We start from the raw sequence: 16,352 nt of genomic DNA, 5'->3' as shown, positions 1-16,352 counted from the left end.
TATGATATAACCTTTATTGTTCCAGTCTACAATACAGCCGAATATCTCGCACAGTGTTTAGATAGCATTATTCAACAAGACATCCACAAAGAAATTATCGTCATTAACGATGGTTCCACAGACAACAGTGACATCATTTTAGCAGATTACGCTGAAAGGTTCCCGTTTATCAAAGTTATCACACAAAAAAACCGAGGTGTGTCAGCTGCACGCAATTTAGGCTTATCACAAGCTGGTGGTAGATATATTTATTTTGTCGATTCTGATGACTATTTTTTCGGAAAAATCAACTTTCAAAACTATATTACGTACATGGACCAACACAATATATCTATACTCAAAGGTTCGATATTCCGAGAAGAAACACAAAAATTTTCCATACCAAAACTACCGGAAGTGCAAAAAGTGGCCTCTGAAATATACCTAAAGCAAATCAAACGTCCACATCATATGGAATGGCTCCCTTCCAGTAATTATCTCTATTACCTATGTCAACAAGTATTCGTCCCGACGCTATGGGCATACCTTTTCAGGGCTGATTATTTACACCAAAATAATCTTAAGTTTAATGAAAATTTAACCCATGCAGAAGACTCTCTCTTTATGATACAAGCACTGACTTGCCAAGAGTTTTTGATGTTGGAAACAAGCGAAATATTCTATGTTTACCGTAATCGCGAAGGTAGCACTGTTAATACCCCAAATAATCCACAAGCTTTTTTCGCTCAACTTAACGCATTCAACGCCGTACAGCAATATGCATTACAAAATGATTTCAATCACGCCTCTCGCTTTGCGGTGATGATGATGGGTGCTGATATTCTTATGGATACATTTGAGCGACTTTATTTAAAGTATAGTGAAGAAACCAAACAACAAGTTAATCATGCTATTACCGTTGATATGCTCACAACGATACAACTTTATGAGGCGGCTAGCCTGGCATTTCGTAATGGATATTTTACTTGTATTGAACAAATTCGTGAGGCCTTCCGACTGGTTTTAGGCTCACCCTCGTGATGATAACTCCGTGACTCAAAACTTAGCAAATAAGCACCGCACTTCCTTTCCAAAGTGCGGTCTTTTTTTATAAATTTTTATTTGATAACACGCTCAAACCGCAATATTAATAGACTTGCTATAGAACTTCCGCTTGTTCTAATACCGCGTTTTGTAAAACGTTAATCCCAGCTTCAATATCTTGCCAAGCACTAAATTCTAGCGGATTATGGCTAATACCCAATTTTGATGGAATAAAGATCATCGCGGTTGGACATAAACTCGCCATGTGCATAGCATCATGCCCTGCGCCACTCGGCATAATTTCATAAGAATAGCCTAGATGTTGACAAACTTTTATCAATTGCTGAATATGATTATCTGGCAGTAACACAGGAGGGTCTTTTGAGATAAGTTGTAGCTCAATATCTAGACCACGCTTTTGCCCAACCTCCTCTATGGCTTGTTGTAACCCTGTAAACACCGATTCTCGTGCCACTTCATGAATGCCGCGTATATCCACTAACAACTGAGCTTCTCCCGGTACAACATTCATAACACCTGGCTTAACCATTAAATTTCCTACCGTCGCCACAGTTGAATGCCCAGCCTGAATGGCTAATTGTTCTAGGGTTAAGGCTAATTCCGCGCCCCCCAATAAGGCATCATGACGGTAATTCATGGCCGTTGCGCCGGAATGATCGGCCTGCCCTTTTATCTTCACAATACAACGAATGGGTGCCGCAATCCCTGTCACGATACCTATGGTCTTATGTTCATTTTCTAAACGTGGGCCTTGCTCAATATGTAATTCAAAGAAACATTTAAAAGCTGACTTATCCCGTTTAGCTTGTTCAACCAAATCAAAATTTAGACCTATATCTGCTAATGCTTCTTTTAGCCCATTTCCTTGCTTGTCCCGTAATTCTGCTAATTTTTGCTTATCCGTGACACCACACATCACTTTACTGCCTAAGGTCGCGTAATTAAAACGGCTCGATTCCTCACAAGTAAACCAAATGAGTTCTAAAGGATAACGCGTTTTTATATTTTGTTCACATAATTGCAATAAAATCTCTAGGCCGGCAACAGATCCCAACGGCCCATCAAATTTTCCAGCATTGACTACCGTATCAATATGTGAACCAAATGCAACCGCCGGTAGATTATCTTCTTCCCCTTTACGACGAATGATGACATTACCAATCTCATCAATACGAATAGAAAGATCATGTTGGCGAACAAAATCTAACAAATACTCTCTTGCAAGAATATCTTCACGGCTAAAAGCTAAGCGTGTTAACTCTCCTGGCGTTGATGAAATTGTCGCCAAATGTTCAATAATTGTTTTGATTCTGATCATATTAACTGACATAAGTTTCCCCTCAATAACTTAAAAATGTTATGCTCATTTGTGTCAATTTTCTCAGCTAAAAACGAGGCTACTATGAAAAATATGCTATTAATGAGCGGCTCTAAATATCAAAATACTCCCTATTTAGAACATACTCAAGATTGGCTCAAACATTTTTTGGGCAATGCTCACATAAAAGTGGCGTTTATCCCCTATGCCGGCGTTTCTCGCACCTTTGATGCCTACGAACAATTAGTACAAAATGCATTAGGCGGCTTAAACAATATCGAAATTATTTCAGTGCATCGCAGTAAAAAGCATAGTGATATTATTGAACAAGCCGATGCAATTGCTGTTGGTGGTGGCAATACTTATTGTTTACTAAAATTATTATACGAAAACCAATTACTCGACATCATTCGTGAAAAAGTATTGGCAGGAATGCCTTATTTCGGTTGGAGTGCAGGGGCAAATATCGCAGGGGCATCCATTATGACCACTAATGACATGCCAATTACTTACCCGCCTTCGTTTGCTGCCCTTAACTTATTTCCTCATCAAATTAATCCACATTTTATTTCGGGTAAAATGGCTGGACATAATGGGGAAAGCCGTGAAGAGCGCCTTGCGGAGTTTTTAATTATAAATCCTGAAGCCACTGTTTATGCCTTGCCTGAAGGAACCGCATTACATATTCAAGGCAATAATGCCACAGTATTAGGGCAATCTGATATTTTACAATTTAGCAAAAATATGCAAATGCACACATTTGCACCCAATTCAACATTCCAATATTAACTAAGGAAACTACTATGGAGCAACTTAAGATAATTGTGGCTATCGTGGGCATTATTGTCACTATTTATTTACTGATAAAAAAATATGAAACTCGAACTGTATTAATTGGTATGGGCTTAATCATGGCGATTATCACCCTAAATCCGATGAGTGCATTAGATGCCTTTGCCAAAAGTATGACCAGCAGTGGGCTCATTATGGCGATTTGTTCAAGTATGGGCTTTGCTTATGTCATGAAATACACTGAGTGCGATACTCACTTAGTACATTTACTGACCAAGCCGTTAAGTGGATTAAAATTTTTTCTTATCCCCATTGCAACAATCATTACCTTCTTCATCAACATTGCAATTCCCTCTGCAGCAGGTTGTGCGGCCGCTGTTGGCGCAACACTCATTCCGGTATTAAAATCTGCTGGAGTACGCCCAGCTATGGCAGGTGCGGCTATTTTAGCTGGTACATTTGGTTCCATGATGAGCCCTGGCTCCTCCCATTCCGCCATGATTAGCGAAATGTCTGGTTTAACCATTACCCAAGTCAATTTATCTCACGCACCTTATAACATTATTGCGGGTGCAATCGGTGCGGTAATGCTTACCCTTGTCGCCCTGTTCCTGAAAGATTATGGAAAAGAACATCGCGAAGCGTATGCCAAAGAAAATCAAGCAACAGAAAATCACTTCACCAAGGTAAACGTCCTTTATGCTCTTGCGCCATTAATTCCTTTAATTATCTTAGTGATTGGCGGTACGTCACTACAAGCCACTCCAGGCCTAGAATGGACAAAAATGGGCGTTCCACAAGCAATGTTAATTGGTGCAATTTATGGCATTTTGGTCACGCGGAAATCCCCAATTAAAATTAGTAACGAATTTTTTAACGGTATGGGAAGTGCATACGCAAACGTATTAGGTATTATCATTGCAGCCAGTGTTTTTGTTGCCGGATTAAAATCCACTGGCGCCATTGATGCCGCAATTGAGTTTTTAAAACACTCTAACGAATTTGTTCGCTGGGGAGCAACAATTGGTCCATTCCTAATGGGGATCATTACCGGCTCAGGCGATGCTGCGGCTATTGCATTTAATACCGCAGTTACGCCACATGCCGTCGAGCTCGGTTATACTCATGTGAATTTAGGTATGGCCGCTGCCATTTCTGGCGCCATTGGGCGGACCATGTCACCCATCGCGGGAGTCACGATTGTCTGTGCCGGCCTGGCTGGGGTAAACCCTGTTGAAATGGTGAAACGGACTGCGCCGGGCATGATTTTAGCCACCTTATTTTTAGCCCTCTTTATGCTATAAAAGGAACGATTATGAATATTAACTTACAACAGCTTATTCAATGGAGACGGGAATTTCACCGTTTTCCTGAAACCGGTTGGAGCGAATTTTGGACAACCAGTAAAATCGCAGACTATCTTGAGGAAATGGGGTTTGAAATATTGCTTGGCCAGCAAATTATTAACCCTGATTTTGTGCGTGGACGTAATTTGACTATTGTCGAACAAGGACTTGCGAACGCACAAGCCTATGGCGCAAATAGTCAGTGGCTAGAACGTATGAACGGTTATACCGGTTGTGTGGCGGTTTTCGATTCGGGTAAACCAGGAAAAACCATCGCATTTCGCTTTGATATCGACTGCGTGAACGTGACGGAAAGTGTTGCTGCAACCCATCGCCCACACCAAGAAGGATTTTCCTCAATTAATCCTGGTTTTATGCATGCCTGCGGGCATGATGGTCATATTACCATTGGCTTGGGCACCGCACAGTGGATTATGCAGAATAAAGACAAATTACGCGGAAAAATCAAGCTCGTGTTCCAACCGGCGGAAGAGGGCGTACGCGGAGCGGCAGCTATTGCAGCCAGTGGCATTTTAGATGATGTGGATTATTTTGCCGGTTCTCATTTAAGCTTCTGTGCGAGTAGTGGGACGATTATCTCTAACCCTAAAAACTTTCTTTCAACAACCAAAGTCGATATTCGCTACCAAGGTAAACCTGCTCATGCCGGCGCTGCGCCTCATTTAGGCCGTCATGCGGTGTTAGCGGCAGCCCATGCGGTTACACAATTACATGGCATTTCTCGTCACGGAGAAGGCATGACACGTATTAATGTCGGTGTGCTGCGAGCGGGTGAAGGACGGAATGTTATTCCAACATCAGCGGAAATTCAGCTTGAAGTGCGTGGTGAGAACAAGGCTATTAATGATTATATGTACCAACAGGTATTGCAAATTGCCAAAGGGGTCGCGCTAAGTTTTGATGTTGAATATGAAACAGAAATCATGGGCGAAGCTGTCGACATGATTAATGATCCGGAAATGATCGCGCTTGTGGAAGATATTGCCAACCAACTCCCTCAAATTCAGGTTGGGAATGCAGAATATCCATTCAATGCCAGTGAAGATGCCACTATTTTAGGACGACGAGTACAAGACAATGGAGGCAAAAGCATTTATTTTATCATTGGCGCGAATCGCACGGCTGAACACCACCAAGCTGAATTTGATTTTGATGAAAGCCAATTAGTCACCGGGGTCCAGATTTATACGTCATTAGTGCAAAAACTCTTAGCTTAATTGACTAAGTTGGGCGGCGATTCCGCTCAACTTTTTCTATTCTGCTATCTCGTAGAGTTCTAACGGCAAATCATCAGGATCACGGAAGAAAGCAAAATATTTTCCTTCAACTTCGTCAAAACGAATAGGCTCACATATTACGCCATTTTTTTGCAAATAATCCACCGCACTTTTTATATCTGCGACTTTCAAAGCTAAATGGCGTAAACCACAGGCCTCCGGTTGTGTCATTCTCATTGGCGGATTTGGAAAGGAGAATAATTCAATGCGACTACCATCAGCAAAACTTAAATCCAACTTATAGCTATCACGAGAAGTGCGGTAAGTTTCTGCTAAAATTTTTGCGCCTAAAATGTTGGTATAAAATTGCTTAGAACGCTCATAATCCGAAGCGATAATCGCAACATGATGAAAACCTAAGATTGGAGAAATCATAATCACCTCAAAAATATACGCAATACTCAGTGCGCTTTAACGCACAACGAACAAATATAGCAGATCCTAACATATTTTACTTGAACCGAGTTCATTATTCTCTTAGGATTAAACTTTAACAAAATAACACTGGAGCTATCATGACAAGCAAAACCTTACCTTTACACGCTGATACTGTTGGCAGCTATTTACGCACAGAACCGTTAAAACAAGCGCGTGCAAAATTTATCGCAGGTGAGTTGTCTCAAACTGAACTCACCAACATTGAAGATCAAGAAATTGAAAAATTAGTACAAGCGCAATTAGATGCCGGCATTCAAGTCATCACTGATGGCGAATTTCGCCGCGCATTTTGGCATATTGATTTTTTAGAGCAACTTAACGGCATTGAAGGCTATCAACCTGAACATGGTTATAAATTTAATGGTGTTGAAACAAAAGCGTATAATACCCGCTGTTGCGGTAAAGTATCATGGAATCCAAATCACCCTTTTATTGAGCATTTTAAAAAACTCAACAAAATTGTCGCTGGACGCGCAATTGTCAAATACACTATTCCAAGCCCAAATCAATTAATGTATCCAGTACAATGGGATACAGGAATTTATGCTAACCGCGCAGAATTTGCAAAAGATGTGCAGCAAGCCTATATTGACGCTATGCACGCTTTCTATGAAGCCGGTTGCCGTTATTTACAATTCGATGACGTATATTGGGGATCACTCTGTAACAACCATGAAAAACCTGAGTTTGAAGCAGACAAAGCGCAAGCTCTTGAGAATATCCAAGTGGTACTTGCCGCAAAACCAGCTGATATGATCATTACAACCCATGTATGTCGTGGTAACTTCCGCTCTACCTATTTATTAAGCGGAGCTTATGATCCCGTTGCTGATGCGCTCTTTGGACAAACCCGTTATGATGGCTATTTTCTTGAATATGATGACGAACGCTCAGGCGGTTTTGAACCACTCAAACACTTTGCCGGCAATCCTGGACGAGTCGTATTAGGATTAATTAGCTCCAAATTCCCTGAATTAGAAGATAAAGCGTCCATTAAAGCGCGTATTACCGAAGCCTCTAAATATGTGCCACTAGAACAACTTTGCTTAAGCCCTCAATGTGGTTTTGCCTCAACAGAAGAAGGCAATATTATGACCGAAGCGCAACAATGGGCAAAAGTTGCTTTAGTTGAAGAAATCGCCAAAGAGGTTTGGGGCGAAGATTAATACGATATAGGCGGTGGTTCACCGCCTTTTAAGAAGTGCAAATAATACTAGACATGCTTTCGATTTAATGGTAACTTTACTCCATCAAACGGTTAGCTAATAATCAACTCTATAATTCTTAATCAAATCTAATTAACCCTCTTATGAATCTTACAGAACTAAAAAATACGCCAGTATCTGAACTTGTGAAACTTGGCGAAGAACAAATGGGCTTAGAAAACTTAGCTCGCTTACGTAAACAAGACATTATTTTTGCAATTCTCAAACAACATGCTCAAAGTGGCGAAGATATATTCGGTCAAGGCGTGTTGGAAATTTTACCTGACGGCTTTGGTTTCTTACGTTCCGGTGATAGCTCGTATTTAGCTGGTCCAGATGATATTTACGTCTCTCCAAGCCAAATTCGTCGCTTTAACTTACGCACGGGCGATACCATTGAAGGAAAAATCCGTCCACCAAAAGAAGGTGAGCGTTATTTTGCTCTACTTAAAGTTGATCGCGTTAATGATGATCGCCCAGAAGTCTCCCGTAGCAAAATTCTCTTTGAAAACTTAACCCCTCTACATGCTAACGATCGCTTACGCATGGAGCGTGGTAATGGTTCGACTGAAGATCTCACTGCGCGTATTTTAGATTTAGCTTCCCCTATCGGAAAAGGCCAACGTGGCTTAATTGTCGCGCCTCCAAAAGCCGGGAAAACAATGCTTATCCAAAATATCGCACAGAGTATTACGCATAACTACCCTGAATGTGTATTGATGGTATTATTGATTGACGAGCGTCCGGAAGAAGTAACGGAAATGCAACGCTCCGTAAAAGGGGAAGTCATTGCTTCAACATTTGACGAGCCTGCTGCTCGCCATGTTCAAGTCGCAGAAATGGTAATAGAAAAAGCCAAACGTTTAGTGGAACATAAAAAAGATGTGGTCATTCTACTAGACTCGATTACACGTCTCGCGCGCGCTTACAATACCGTCACCCCTGCTTCTGGAAAAATCCTATCAGGTGGTGTGGATGCAAATGCGTTGCATCGTCCAAAACGTTTCTTTGGTGCCGCCCGTAATGTGGAAGAAGGTGGTAGCCTAACAATTATCGCGACTGCGCTTGTTGATACCGGTTCTAAAATGGACGAAGTGATCTTTGAAGAATTCAAAGGCACGGGGAATATGGAATTACATCTTTCTCGTAAAATTGCCGAAAAACGCGTCTTCCCAGCAATTGACTTTAATCCTTCAGGTACACGTAAAGAAGACTTACTCACCACGCCAGATGAGCTACAAAAAATGTGGATCTTACGTAAAATTCTTAATCCTATGGGTGAAGTGGAAGCGATGGAGTTCTTAATCGATAAGCTCATGATGGCAAAAACCAATGATGAATTTTTTGAAATCATGAAACGTTCGTAATCGTGTTTTAATAGGGTGGAGCTTCCACCCTATTTACTTTTATCTTGCCTAAAACTCCGCTAAAATAGACCGCACTTTTCTTTCAATAAACAAGGATTTTTCATGTCGCAACCACGTTTTGTCCATCTCCGTGTACACAGTGATTTCTCAATGATTGACGGTATTACAAAAATCAAACCGTTAGTCAAAGCATGTGTGCAAAACAATATGGTTGCCATGGCCCTTACTGATTTCAGCAATTTTTGTGGATTAGTACGTTTTTATGGAGAAGCCTTATCCTCCGGTATTAAGCCAATTATCGGCGCGGATGTCCATGTTAAAAGCGATTTGCTTGGGGAAGAATTATTTGAGCTCACCTTACTTGCCAAAAATAACGAAGGCTACAAAAATATAACCTTGTTACTATCCAAAGCTTATCAACGCGGTTATAGCGATCTACCTTATATCAATCAAGAATGGTTAATTGAACATAGTGAGGGGATCATTATCTTATCGGGTGGGCGTAAAGGTGATGTCGGAAAGAAATTATTAAAAAACAATATGGCAGATGTTGAAAGTGCGGTCAGTTTTTATCAAAAATTTTTTCCGAATCACTACTATCTCGCACTTAGCCGTACAGGGCGAAACGAAGAAGAAAATTATATTGCCGCAGCTCTACAATTAGCTCAAACACATCAATTACCCGTTGTAGCCACAAATGAGGTCTGTTTTTTACAGGCAGAAGACTTTGAAGCCCATGAAATTCGTGTCGCTATCCACGATGGTTTTACACTGGACGATCCTAAACGGCCAAAACTCTATAGCGAACAACAATATTTCCGCTCAGAACAAGAGATGTGTGAACTCTTCGCTGACATTCCTTCTGCTATTGAAAATACCCTACTCATCGCACAACGATGTAATGTCACTATCCGGTTAGGTGAGTATTTTTTACCACAATTTCCAACGGGCGACTTAACCACTGAAGATTATTTGGTTAAACGTTCCCGTGAGGGCTTAGAAGAACGCTTACTAGTCCTCTACCCTGACGAACAAGAACGGGCAGCGCGACGTAAAGAATATGACGATCGCTTACAAATAGAACTTGATGTAATCAACCAAATGGGATTCCCTGGTTATTTCTTGATCGTGATGGAGTTTATTCAATGGTCTAAAGATAATGATATTCCTGTCGGGCCTGGGCGAGGATCAGGCGCGGGTTCCCTTGTGGCTTATGCGTTAAAAATCACCGATCTTGACCCACTAGAATTTGACTTACTTTTTGAGCGCTTTCTCAATCCTGAACGGGTTTCCATGCCAGATTTCGATGTTGATTTTTGTATGGATGGGCGTGATCGTGTGATTGATCATGTTGCAGATATGTATGGGCGCGATGCTGTATCACAAATCATCACATTTGGTACGATGGCCGCTAAAGCGGTTATTCGTGATGTGGGACGGGTATTAGGACACCCTTATGGCTTTGTAGATCGTATTTCTAAGCTAATTCCACCCGATCCCGGCATGACACTGGCAAAAGCCTTTGATGCTGAACCACAGCTACAAACCGCTTATGACTCAGATGAAGAAGTCAAAGCCTTAATTGACATGGCTCGCAAACTAGAGGGGGTGACGCGTAATGCGGGAAAACATGCTGGAGGCGTGGTAATTTCCCCAACCAAAATTACTGATTTTTCGCCACTTTATTGCGATTCTGAAGGGCTTCATCCCGTCACCCATTTTGATAAAAATGACGTCGAATACGCAGGATTAGTCAAATTTGACTTCTTAGGGCTACGAACGCTAACGATCATAAAATGGGCATTAGATATGATTAATGCACGTCTAAGTAAAGACGGCAAGCCATTAGTCGATATCAATACGATCCCTCTTGATGATGAGGCCTCATTTGACTTATTAAAACGCTCAGAAACCACCGCAGTCTTCCAGTTAGAATCCCGCGGCATGAAAGATCTTATCAAACGTTTACAGCCGGACTGTTTTGAAGACATTATCGCATTAGTGGCACTTTTCCGCCCAGGTCCATTACAATCAGGCATGGTAGATAACTTTATCGATCGTAAACATGGTCGCGAAGAGGTATCTTATCCTGATGCCCAATATCAACATGAAAGCTTAAAACCTATTTTAGAACCCACTTATGGCATTATTTTATACCAAGAACAAGTCATGCAAATTGCTCAAGTATTAGCGGGCTATACATTAGGTGGCGCAGACTTGTTAAGACGTGCAATGGGGAAAAAGAAACCGGAAGAAATGGCCAAACAGCGTTCTGTGTTTGAAGAAGGATCTATCAAAAATGGGGTAGATGGCGCCTTAGCGATGAAAATTTTTGATCTTGTTGAAAAATTTGCGGGCTATGGATTTAATAAATCTCACTCTGCAGCCTATGCACTTGTTTCTTATCAGACCTTATGGTTAAAAACCCATTATCCCGCTGAATTTATGGCTGCTGTAATGACTTCTGAAATGGATAATACGGACAAAATTGTTGGTTTTTATGATGAATGTTTACGCATGGGGTTAACGGTTGTCCCTCCCGATATTAATACGGGAAAACATCATTTTAGTGTGAATGATAATGGCGAAATAGTATACGGCATTGGGGCGATAAAAGGGGTAGGTGAAGGGCCTATAGAAGCGTTGATTTCTGCGCGCAACCAAGGGGGAATATTTAAAGATTTGTTCGATCTTTGTGCTCGAGTGGATTTGAAAAAAATTAACCGCCGTACTTTCGAAAGTCTCATTTTATCTGGGGCGTTTGATAAACTTGGCCCTCATCGAGCGGCTTTATCTAAAAATCTTGAAGATGCACTCAAAGCTTCAGATCAACATGCGAAAGATGAAGCTATCGGGCAAACCGATATGTTCGGGGTACTCACAGAATCCCCTGAAGAAGTAGAGATTGCCTATGCAAATACTCCGAAATGGTCAGAAAAAGTTATTTTAGATGGTGAACGAGAAACCTTAGGCCTGTATTTAAGCAGCCACCCTATCAGCCGTTTCTTAAAGGAGCTGTCCCATTATAGCCCCACTCGTTTAAAAGACTTAGCTCCAAATTATCGTGGCCAAGTCAGCACTGCGAGCGGTTTAATTGTCAACTCGCGCTTTGCGGTGACTAAAAAAGGCAATCGTCTAGGCATAGCCACACTCGATGATCGTTCAGGTCGTTTAGATATCACCTTATTCTCAGAAGCTTTAGAACGCTTTGGGGACAAACTGCAAAAAGATAGCGTAGTTATCGTCACAGGACAAGTCAGCTTTGATGAGTTTTCACAAGGCTTAAAAATGTCGGTACGCGAACTAATGACTTTAGATGAGGCGCGTAGCCAATATGCTAAAAGTCTAGCTATTAGCCTATCTGCGGAACAAATTACCCCTCAATTCATTAAACAATTTAAAGGGGTTATCCAACCTTATAGTGGTGGCACACTGCCTATCAATATTTATTATCAAAGCCCACGAGGACGAGCGCTCCTAAAACTCGGGGTTCAATGGTCAATTCGGCCAACCGATGAACTCTTAACAGAACTCGCTACCATGTTGGGCGAAAATGCAGTTGAACTTGAATTTGAATAATCTGTTTAACGTATCTGGCAATGGGGGCAGCAAAAGCTATTACGCTGCCCAATCACTAAGCTTTCAATCGGATACCCACATTTTAAACAAGGTTGAGCTTTACGCCCATATACCAATAATTCTTGCGCAAAATAGCCTGGTCGCCCATCCGGCTGTAAAAAGTCTTTCAATGTCGTCCCGCCTTGCGCAATAGCAGTCGAAAGCACCTGTTTGATAGTATCAACCAATAATTCACACTGGGTTAACGTAAGTGTGTTCGCGATTTTCAATGGATGCAAACCACACAAAAACAAGCTTTCATTGGCATAAATATTCCCTACGCCCACCGCAATGTTATTATCCATAATGAATGTCTTAAGAGCGGTCGTTTTTTTGCGAGATTTTTCAAATAAATATGCCCCATTAAACTCATCAGATAAGGGTTCAGGCCCCAATTTCGCAAACAATGGAAACTGCGCCAAATTATCTGTCCATAACCATGCACCAAAACGACGAGGGTCGTTATAACGCAGTAATTTACCATTATTCATAACGATATCCACATGATCATGTTTATCCACAGGACTATCATGGGGCACAATCCGCACTGAACCCGACATGCCTAAATGCCCAATAATATAGCCCTGCTCAATATGAATAATGAGGTATTTCGCACGACGAGAAAGTGCGGTCACTTTTTGCTGAGAAATTTCACTTAATTTCTCACTCACTTGCCAACGCAATTTAGGCTGACGCACCACAATCCGTTCAATAATAAACCCTTTTAAATAAGGCTCAATTCCGTTTTTCGCAGTTTCTACTTCAGGTAATTCAGGCATTCTATATCCTTCTTAATCTGTTACGCTCATCTATTTCCATTAAAAATGTGAGACAGATCATAAAATAACATCGTTCCTTATGAGAAACCTATTTTCTCATATTCTTTTCAAACATAAAGTCTATATCCATCAAAAGCCAAATTTATCCATAAAAAAACCCGAACAATGTCGGGTTTTAATTATTTAACAAAGCAAATTATTTGATTTTTGCTTCTTTGTAAATTACGTGTTTACGCACAACTGGATCAAACTTTTTGATTTCCATTTTTTCTGGCATATTACGTTTGTTTTTATCAGTTGTGTAGAAATGACCAGTTTCAGCAGTAGAAACTAAACGGATTTTCTCACGAGCGCCTTTTGCTGCCATTTTTTAGCTCCTTAGATTTTCTCGCCACGAGCACGAATATCAGCTAAAACTGCATCGATGCCTTTTTTATCGATAATACGCATACCTTTCGCTGTTAAGCGTAAAGTTACGAAACGTTTCTCACTCTCAACCCAAAAACGATGAGTGTGAAGGTTTGGTAAAAAACGACGACGAGTCGCGTTTAATGCGTGCGAACGGTTGTTACCTACCGCTGGACGCTTGCCTGTTACTTGACAGACTCTAGACATGTTAATTCTCCAATAAATTTAATTAAGCTCGAGCTTTACGGTTCGGGCGTTGAAGGCTCAACTCTTCTCAACTACCTCGTCAGGCATATTACCCGACCCGTAACACCTATTAAAGGTCGCAAATTATACCCATTTTATTGCAAAGGCTCAAGGAAAAATTCGCTTTTTCCTTGATTTACTCCTCACGTACCCATTGAACGACCTCTTCAATCTCTTTACGAGATTTTGGGCGAATTTCTTTTGCACGATATCCAAATGTGACCATGACAGACACGCCCCATTCAGTAGGGTCAAATATCTTATTTTCCACCAATATTTGATTCACTGCGTCGTAATCAAACCCTTCGACAGGACAAGAGTCGATGCCGATTAACGCAGCGCTTGTCATCATATTCCCCAACGCAATATATGTTTGTTTACACGCCCAATCAAATAAAGCGCGGTCATTTTCTAAAATTTTTATATCTTCTGTTTGAAATTTTTTATAAATGTCTATCACTTTTGCCATTTGTTCTGAATTCAAACCACGTTTTTCTAATGCTATACGGAAAAAATCCGAATCATAACGCGCATTTTTCTTAGCCAAAATCACCATCAAATGACTTGCATCTTCCGCGTGAGTTGCCATTCCCCAACTAACCGGAATTAACTTCTTGCGCAGCGCCATATTTTGAATCACCACAAACTTCCAAGGTTCTGACCCGACAGAACTTGGCGATAGTCGCCCACATTCTAAAATATAAGCAAAATCTTCCTCTGATATTTTTTTAGTCGGGTCATAAGCACGTGTAGCGGCACGAAAGCGAAATGCTTCTAATACTTGTTCTTTTGTAATGGCTGACATATTTTTCTCCAAATATTTAATGTATTGCTCTTATTCATTCAGCTTGTAATCTGACTTTTTGTCCACATATTAACATTATTCTTTCTATTTTACCCCTTAGGAACAGTATGAAATTATCAATTTTAAACCTCGTCCCTGTACGAGAAGGACAAAACTATCAACAAGCCATTGACTCAATGGTAAAACTTGCTAAGAAAGCAGAAAATTTAGGCATTGAACGTTACTGGATCGCAGAACATCACAATATGCGCAATCTTGCCAGTTCATCAACTCAACTTTTAATTCAGCACACATTAGCCGCAACCCATAGCTTACGCGTTGGCTCAGGTGGCGTTATGCTCCCAAACCATAGCCCTTATATTGTAGCAGAACAATACGGCACACTAGAAACCCTTTACCCGAATCGAGTCGAATTAGGATTAGGCCGAGCGCCAGGTACGGACATGAAAACGGCCTATGCGATTCGTCGCCATAGTAACCATCCAGAATTTCCTGAAGATATTGCCGAGCTGCGTAGCTATTTTGCTGGAACCAATAACGTTAAAGCTTATCCCGCTACAGGTCTCGATATTCCGTTGTATATTTTAGGTTCTAGCACTGAAAGCGCCTATCTTGCTGCTGAACTTGGTCTACCTTATGCCTTTGCTTCCCATTTTGCACCACGCATGCTGATAGAAGCGGTAGAAATTTACCGCCGCTATTTCAAACCGTCAGCGGTCTTAAACAAGCCTTATGTAATTATCGGTGTTAATGCTATCGTCGCGGACAGTGATGAAGAAGCACGTAAACTCGCAACGTCACAAACTCAATTTTTTCTCAATGTCGTGACTCACGCACAACAAAACCTACAGCCACCAACCGAAAATGAAGATGTTATTTGGCAAAACCTCATTTCAACAGAAAACACACCGCACTTTGGGCCTGTGGATTTCAAACAAATCCCAATATACCATCAAGAACGTGCAATGGTAGAGCAAATGACCGCCTGTTCCTTAATCGGTAGCCCAACAAGTGTCACGAGCCAACTCAGTGCACTGAAAAGTGCGGTCAATTTTGATGAAATTATGGCGGTGTCCTATATTTATGATGAAACCAAACAACATTACTCCTATAAACTATTGAAAGAGATTGTTGATCAGTTCGAATAAAAGCCGCCAAAACAAAAGGGTCAGCTATTTTGCCCCCCCACTTCCAGTTTTACTCTGTCATTGGCAAACTGAAATATCTTCTTTGGCCAGAATGCTTTTGAGTATTTTCCTATTTTAAGGCTTATAAAATCGATTGGTTGTCCATAATTCAATCACCAAACTGCCCCATTTATTAGGGTATTTGGCATTTTCATCATAGTTATCTTGATTCACACAAAAATAAAAGTGGTATTCTTCCTTACCCACAAAACGAGCAAACTGGTAAAGCATATAACATTGCCCCTTTGTATATGTTTGTCGGTCATAATCCGATAAACTTTGCGGGTCGATTTTTTCTTTAAACACTAAATCAAATTCCTCAAAATCACTGTCTAAAAAATCCGTCGCTTGTCCATAACTATCTACTAAGATTTTAATACTGGCATAATCCCACCGCTTTTGTCTTAATCGTTTTTTGAGATAGCTGCCATATATTCCCAAAATTTTTTTTTGTTCAGCCGTCGCCTCTCTAAATATATGTCTCGTTCTGATACCACCGCT

General features: G+C 40.9%; 15 protein-coding genes. 8 read left to right on the top strand and 7 right to left on the bottom strand.

Annotated elements, in window-relative coordinates:
- Positions 1–1,020 (top strand): glycosyltransferase family 2 protein (locus tag CVP05_RS12225; protein WP_100289840.1); only part of this gene is annotated, 1,020 nt, incomplete at its 5' end.
- 118 nt (positions 1,021–1,138) lie between these two features.
- On the opposite strand, the gene CVP05_RS12220 is transcribed toward CVP05_RS12225, so the two are convergent.
- Positions 1,139–2,374 (bottom strand): Zn-dependent hydrolase, encoded by a 1,236-nt coding sequence (locus CVP05_RS12220; RefSeq protein ID WP_100289839.1) that lies wholly within the window; start codon positions 2,372–2,374, stop codon positions 1,139–1,141.
- Between the two features lie 72 nt (positions 2,375–2,446).
- Here CVP05_RS12220 and pepE point away from each other — a divergent pair, with 72 nt between their 5' ends.
- From pepE to CVP05_RS12205, 3 genes are read left to right on the top strand one after another with little or no spacing between them, the layout of a single operon-like run.
- On the top strand, positions 2,447–3,151 hold the full coding sequence (pepE, locus tag CVP05_RS12215; protein ID WP_100289838.1) for a dipeptidase PepE: 705 nt from the start codon (positions 2,447–2,449) through the stop codon (positions 3,149–3,151).
- A gap of 14 nt (positions 3,152–3,165) precedes the next feature.
- Positions 3,166–4,458: a C4-dicarboxylate transporter DcuC gene (gene dcuC / locus CVP05_RS12210; RefSeq protein ID WP_100289837.1), complete on the top strand. Its 1,293-nt coding sequence runs from the start codon at positions 3,166–3,168 to the stop codon at positions 4,456–4,458.
- Positions 4,459–4,469: 11 nt separating this feature from the next.
- Positions 4,470–5,738: a M20 family metallo-hydrolase gene (locus CVP05_RS12205; RefSeq protein ID WP_100289836.1), complete on the top strand. Its 1,269-nt coding sequence runs from the start codon at positions 4,470–4,472 to the stop codon at positions 5,736–5,738.
- A 36-nt stretch (positions 5,739–5,774) separates the two neighbouring features.
- Here the strand turns inward: CVP05_RS12205 and gloA2 are convergent, their stop codons facing one another.
- Entirely contained in the window at positions 5,775–6,173 is a 399-nt protein-coding gene (gloA2, locus tag CVP05_RS12200; RefSeq protein ID WP_100289835.1) for an SMU1112c/YaeR family gloxylase I-like metalloprotein, read from the bottom strand.
- A gap of 140 nt (positions 6,174–6,313) precedes the next feature.
- Between gloA2 and CVP05_RS12195 the strand changes: the two genes are divergently transcribed.
- The 3 genes from CVP05_RS12195 (at position 6,314) to dnaE (ending at position 12,387) form a co-directional block, all read left to right on the top strand.
- Complete coding sequence (locus CVP05_RS12195) at positions 6,314–7,402, top strand: 5-methyltetrahydropteroyltriglutamate--homocysteine S-methyltransferase (RefSeq protein WP_100289834.1); 1,089 nt, start codon at positions 6,314–6,316, stop codon at positions 7,400–7,402.
- Between the two features lie 143 nt (positions 7,403–7,545).
- Positions 7,546–8,808: a transcription termination factor Rho gene (rho, locus tag CVP05_RS12190; RefSeq protein ID WP_100289833.1), complete on the top strand. Its 1,263-nt coding sequence runs from the start codon at positions 7,546–7,548 to the stop codon at positions 8,806–8,808.
- A gap of 102 nt (positions 8,809–8,910) precedes the next feature.
- Complete coding sequence (dnaE, locus tag CVP05_RS12185) at positions 8,911–12,387, top strand: DNA polymerase III subunit alpha (protein ID WP_100289832.1); 3,477 nt, start codon at positions 8,911–8,913, stop codon at positions 12,385–12,387.
- A gap of 5 nt (positions 12,388–12,392) precedes the next feature.
- On the opposite strand, the gene mutM is transcribed toward dnaE, so the two are convergent.
- The 4 genes from mutM to CVP05_RS12165 form a co-directional block, all read right to left on the bottom strand.
- Entirely contained in the window at positions 12,393–13,205 is an 813-nt protein-coding gene (mutM, locus tag CVP05_RS12180) for a bifunctional DNA-formamidopyrimidine glycosylase/DNA-(apurinic or apyrimidinic site) lyase (protein ID WP_100289831.1), read from the bottom strand.
- 196 nt (positions 13,206–13,401) lie between these two features.
- The gene (gene rpmG / locus CVP05_RS12175; protein WP_005613503.1) at positions 13,402–13,572 is read right to left on the bottom strand and encodes a 50S ribosomal protein L33; all 171 of its coding nucleotides are present in this window, start codon (positions 13,570–13,572) and stop codon (positions 13,402–13,404) included.
- An 11-nt stretch (positions 13,573–13,583) separates the two neighbouring features.
- A complete protein-coding gene (gene rpmB / locus CVP05_RS12170) occupies positions 13,584–13,820 on the bottom strand; it encodes a 50S ribosomal protein L28 (protein WP_100289830.1) in 237 nt (78 codons plus the stop codon).
- A 175-nt stretch (positions 13,821–13,995) separates the two neighbouring features.
- Positions 13,996–14,664, bottom strand: a complete 669-nt coding sequence (locus tag CVP05_RS12165) for an NAD(P)H-dependent oxidoreductase (protein ID WP_100289829.1) — start codon at positions 14,662–14,664, stop codon at positions 13,996–13,998.
- A gap of 107 nt (positions 14,665–14,771) precedes the next feature.
- On the opposite strand from CVP05_RS12165, the gene CVP05_RS12160 reads away from it, so the two are divergent.
- On the top strand, positions 14,772–15,812 hold the full coding sequence (locus CVP05_RS12160) for an LLM class flavin-dependent oxidoreductase (protein WP_100289828.1): 1,041 nt from the start codon (positions 14,772–14,774) through the stop codon (positions 15,810–15,812).
- A gap of 114 nt (positions 15,813–15,926) precedes the next feature.
- Here the strand turns inward: CVP05_RS12160 and CVP05_RS12705 are convergent.
- A partial coding sequence (locus tag CVP05_RS12705) for a hypothetical protein (protein ID WP_165773165.1) occupies positions 15,927–16,352 on the bottom strand: 426 nt, incomplete at its 5' end.

It is taken from the genome of Conservatibacter flavescens (assembly GCF_002795425.1).
Classification (GTDB): Bacteria; Pseudomonadota; Gammaproteobacteria; order Enterobacterales; family Pasteurellaceae; genus Conservatibacter; species Conservatibacter flavescens.
This window is presented reverse-complemented; position numbering and strand designations above follow the sequence as displayed.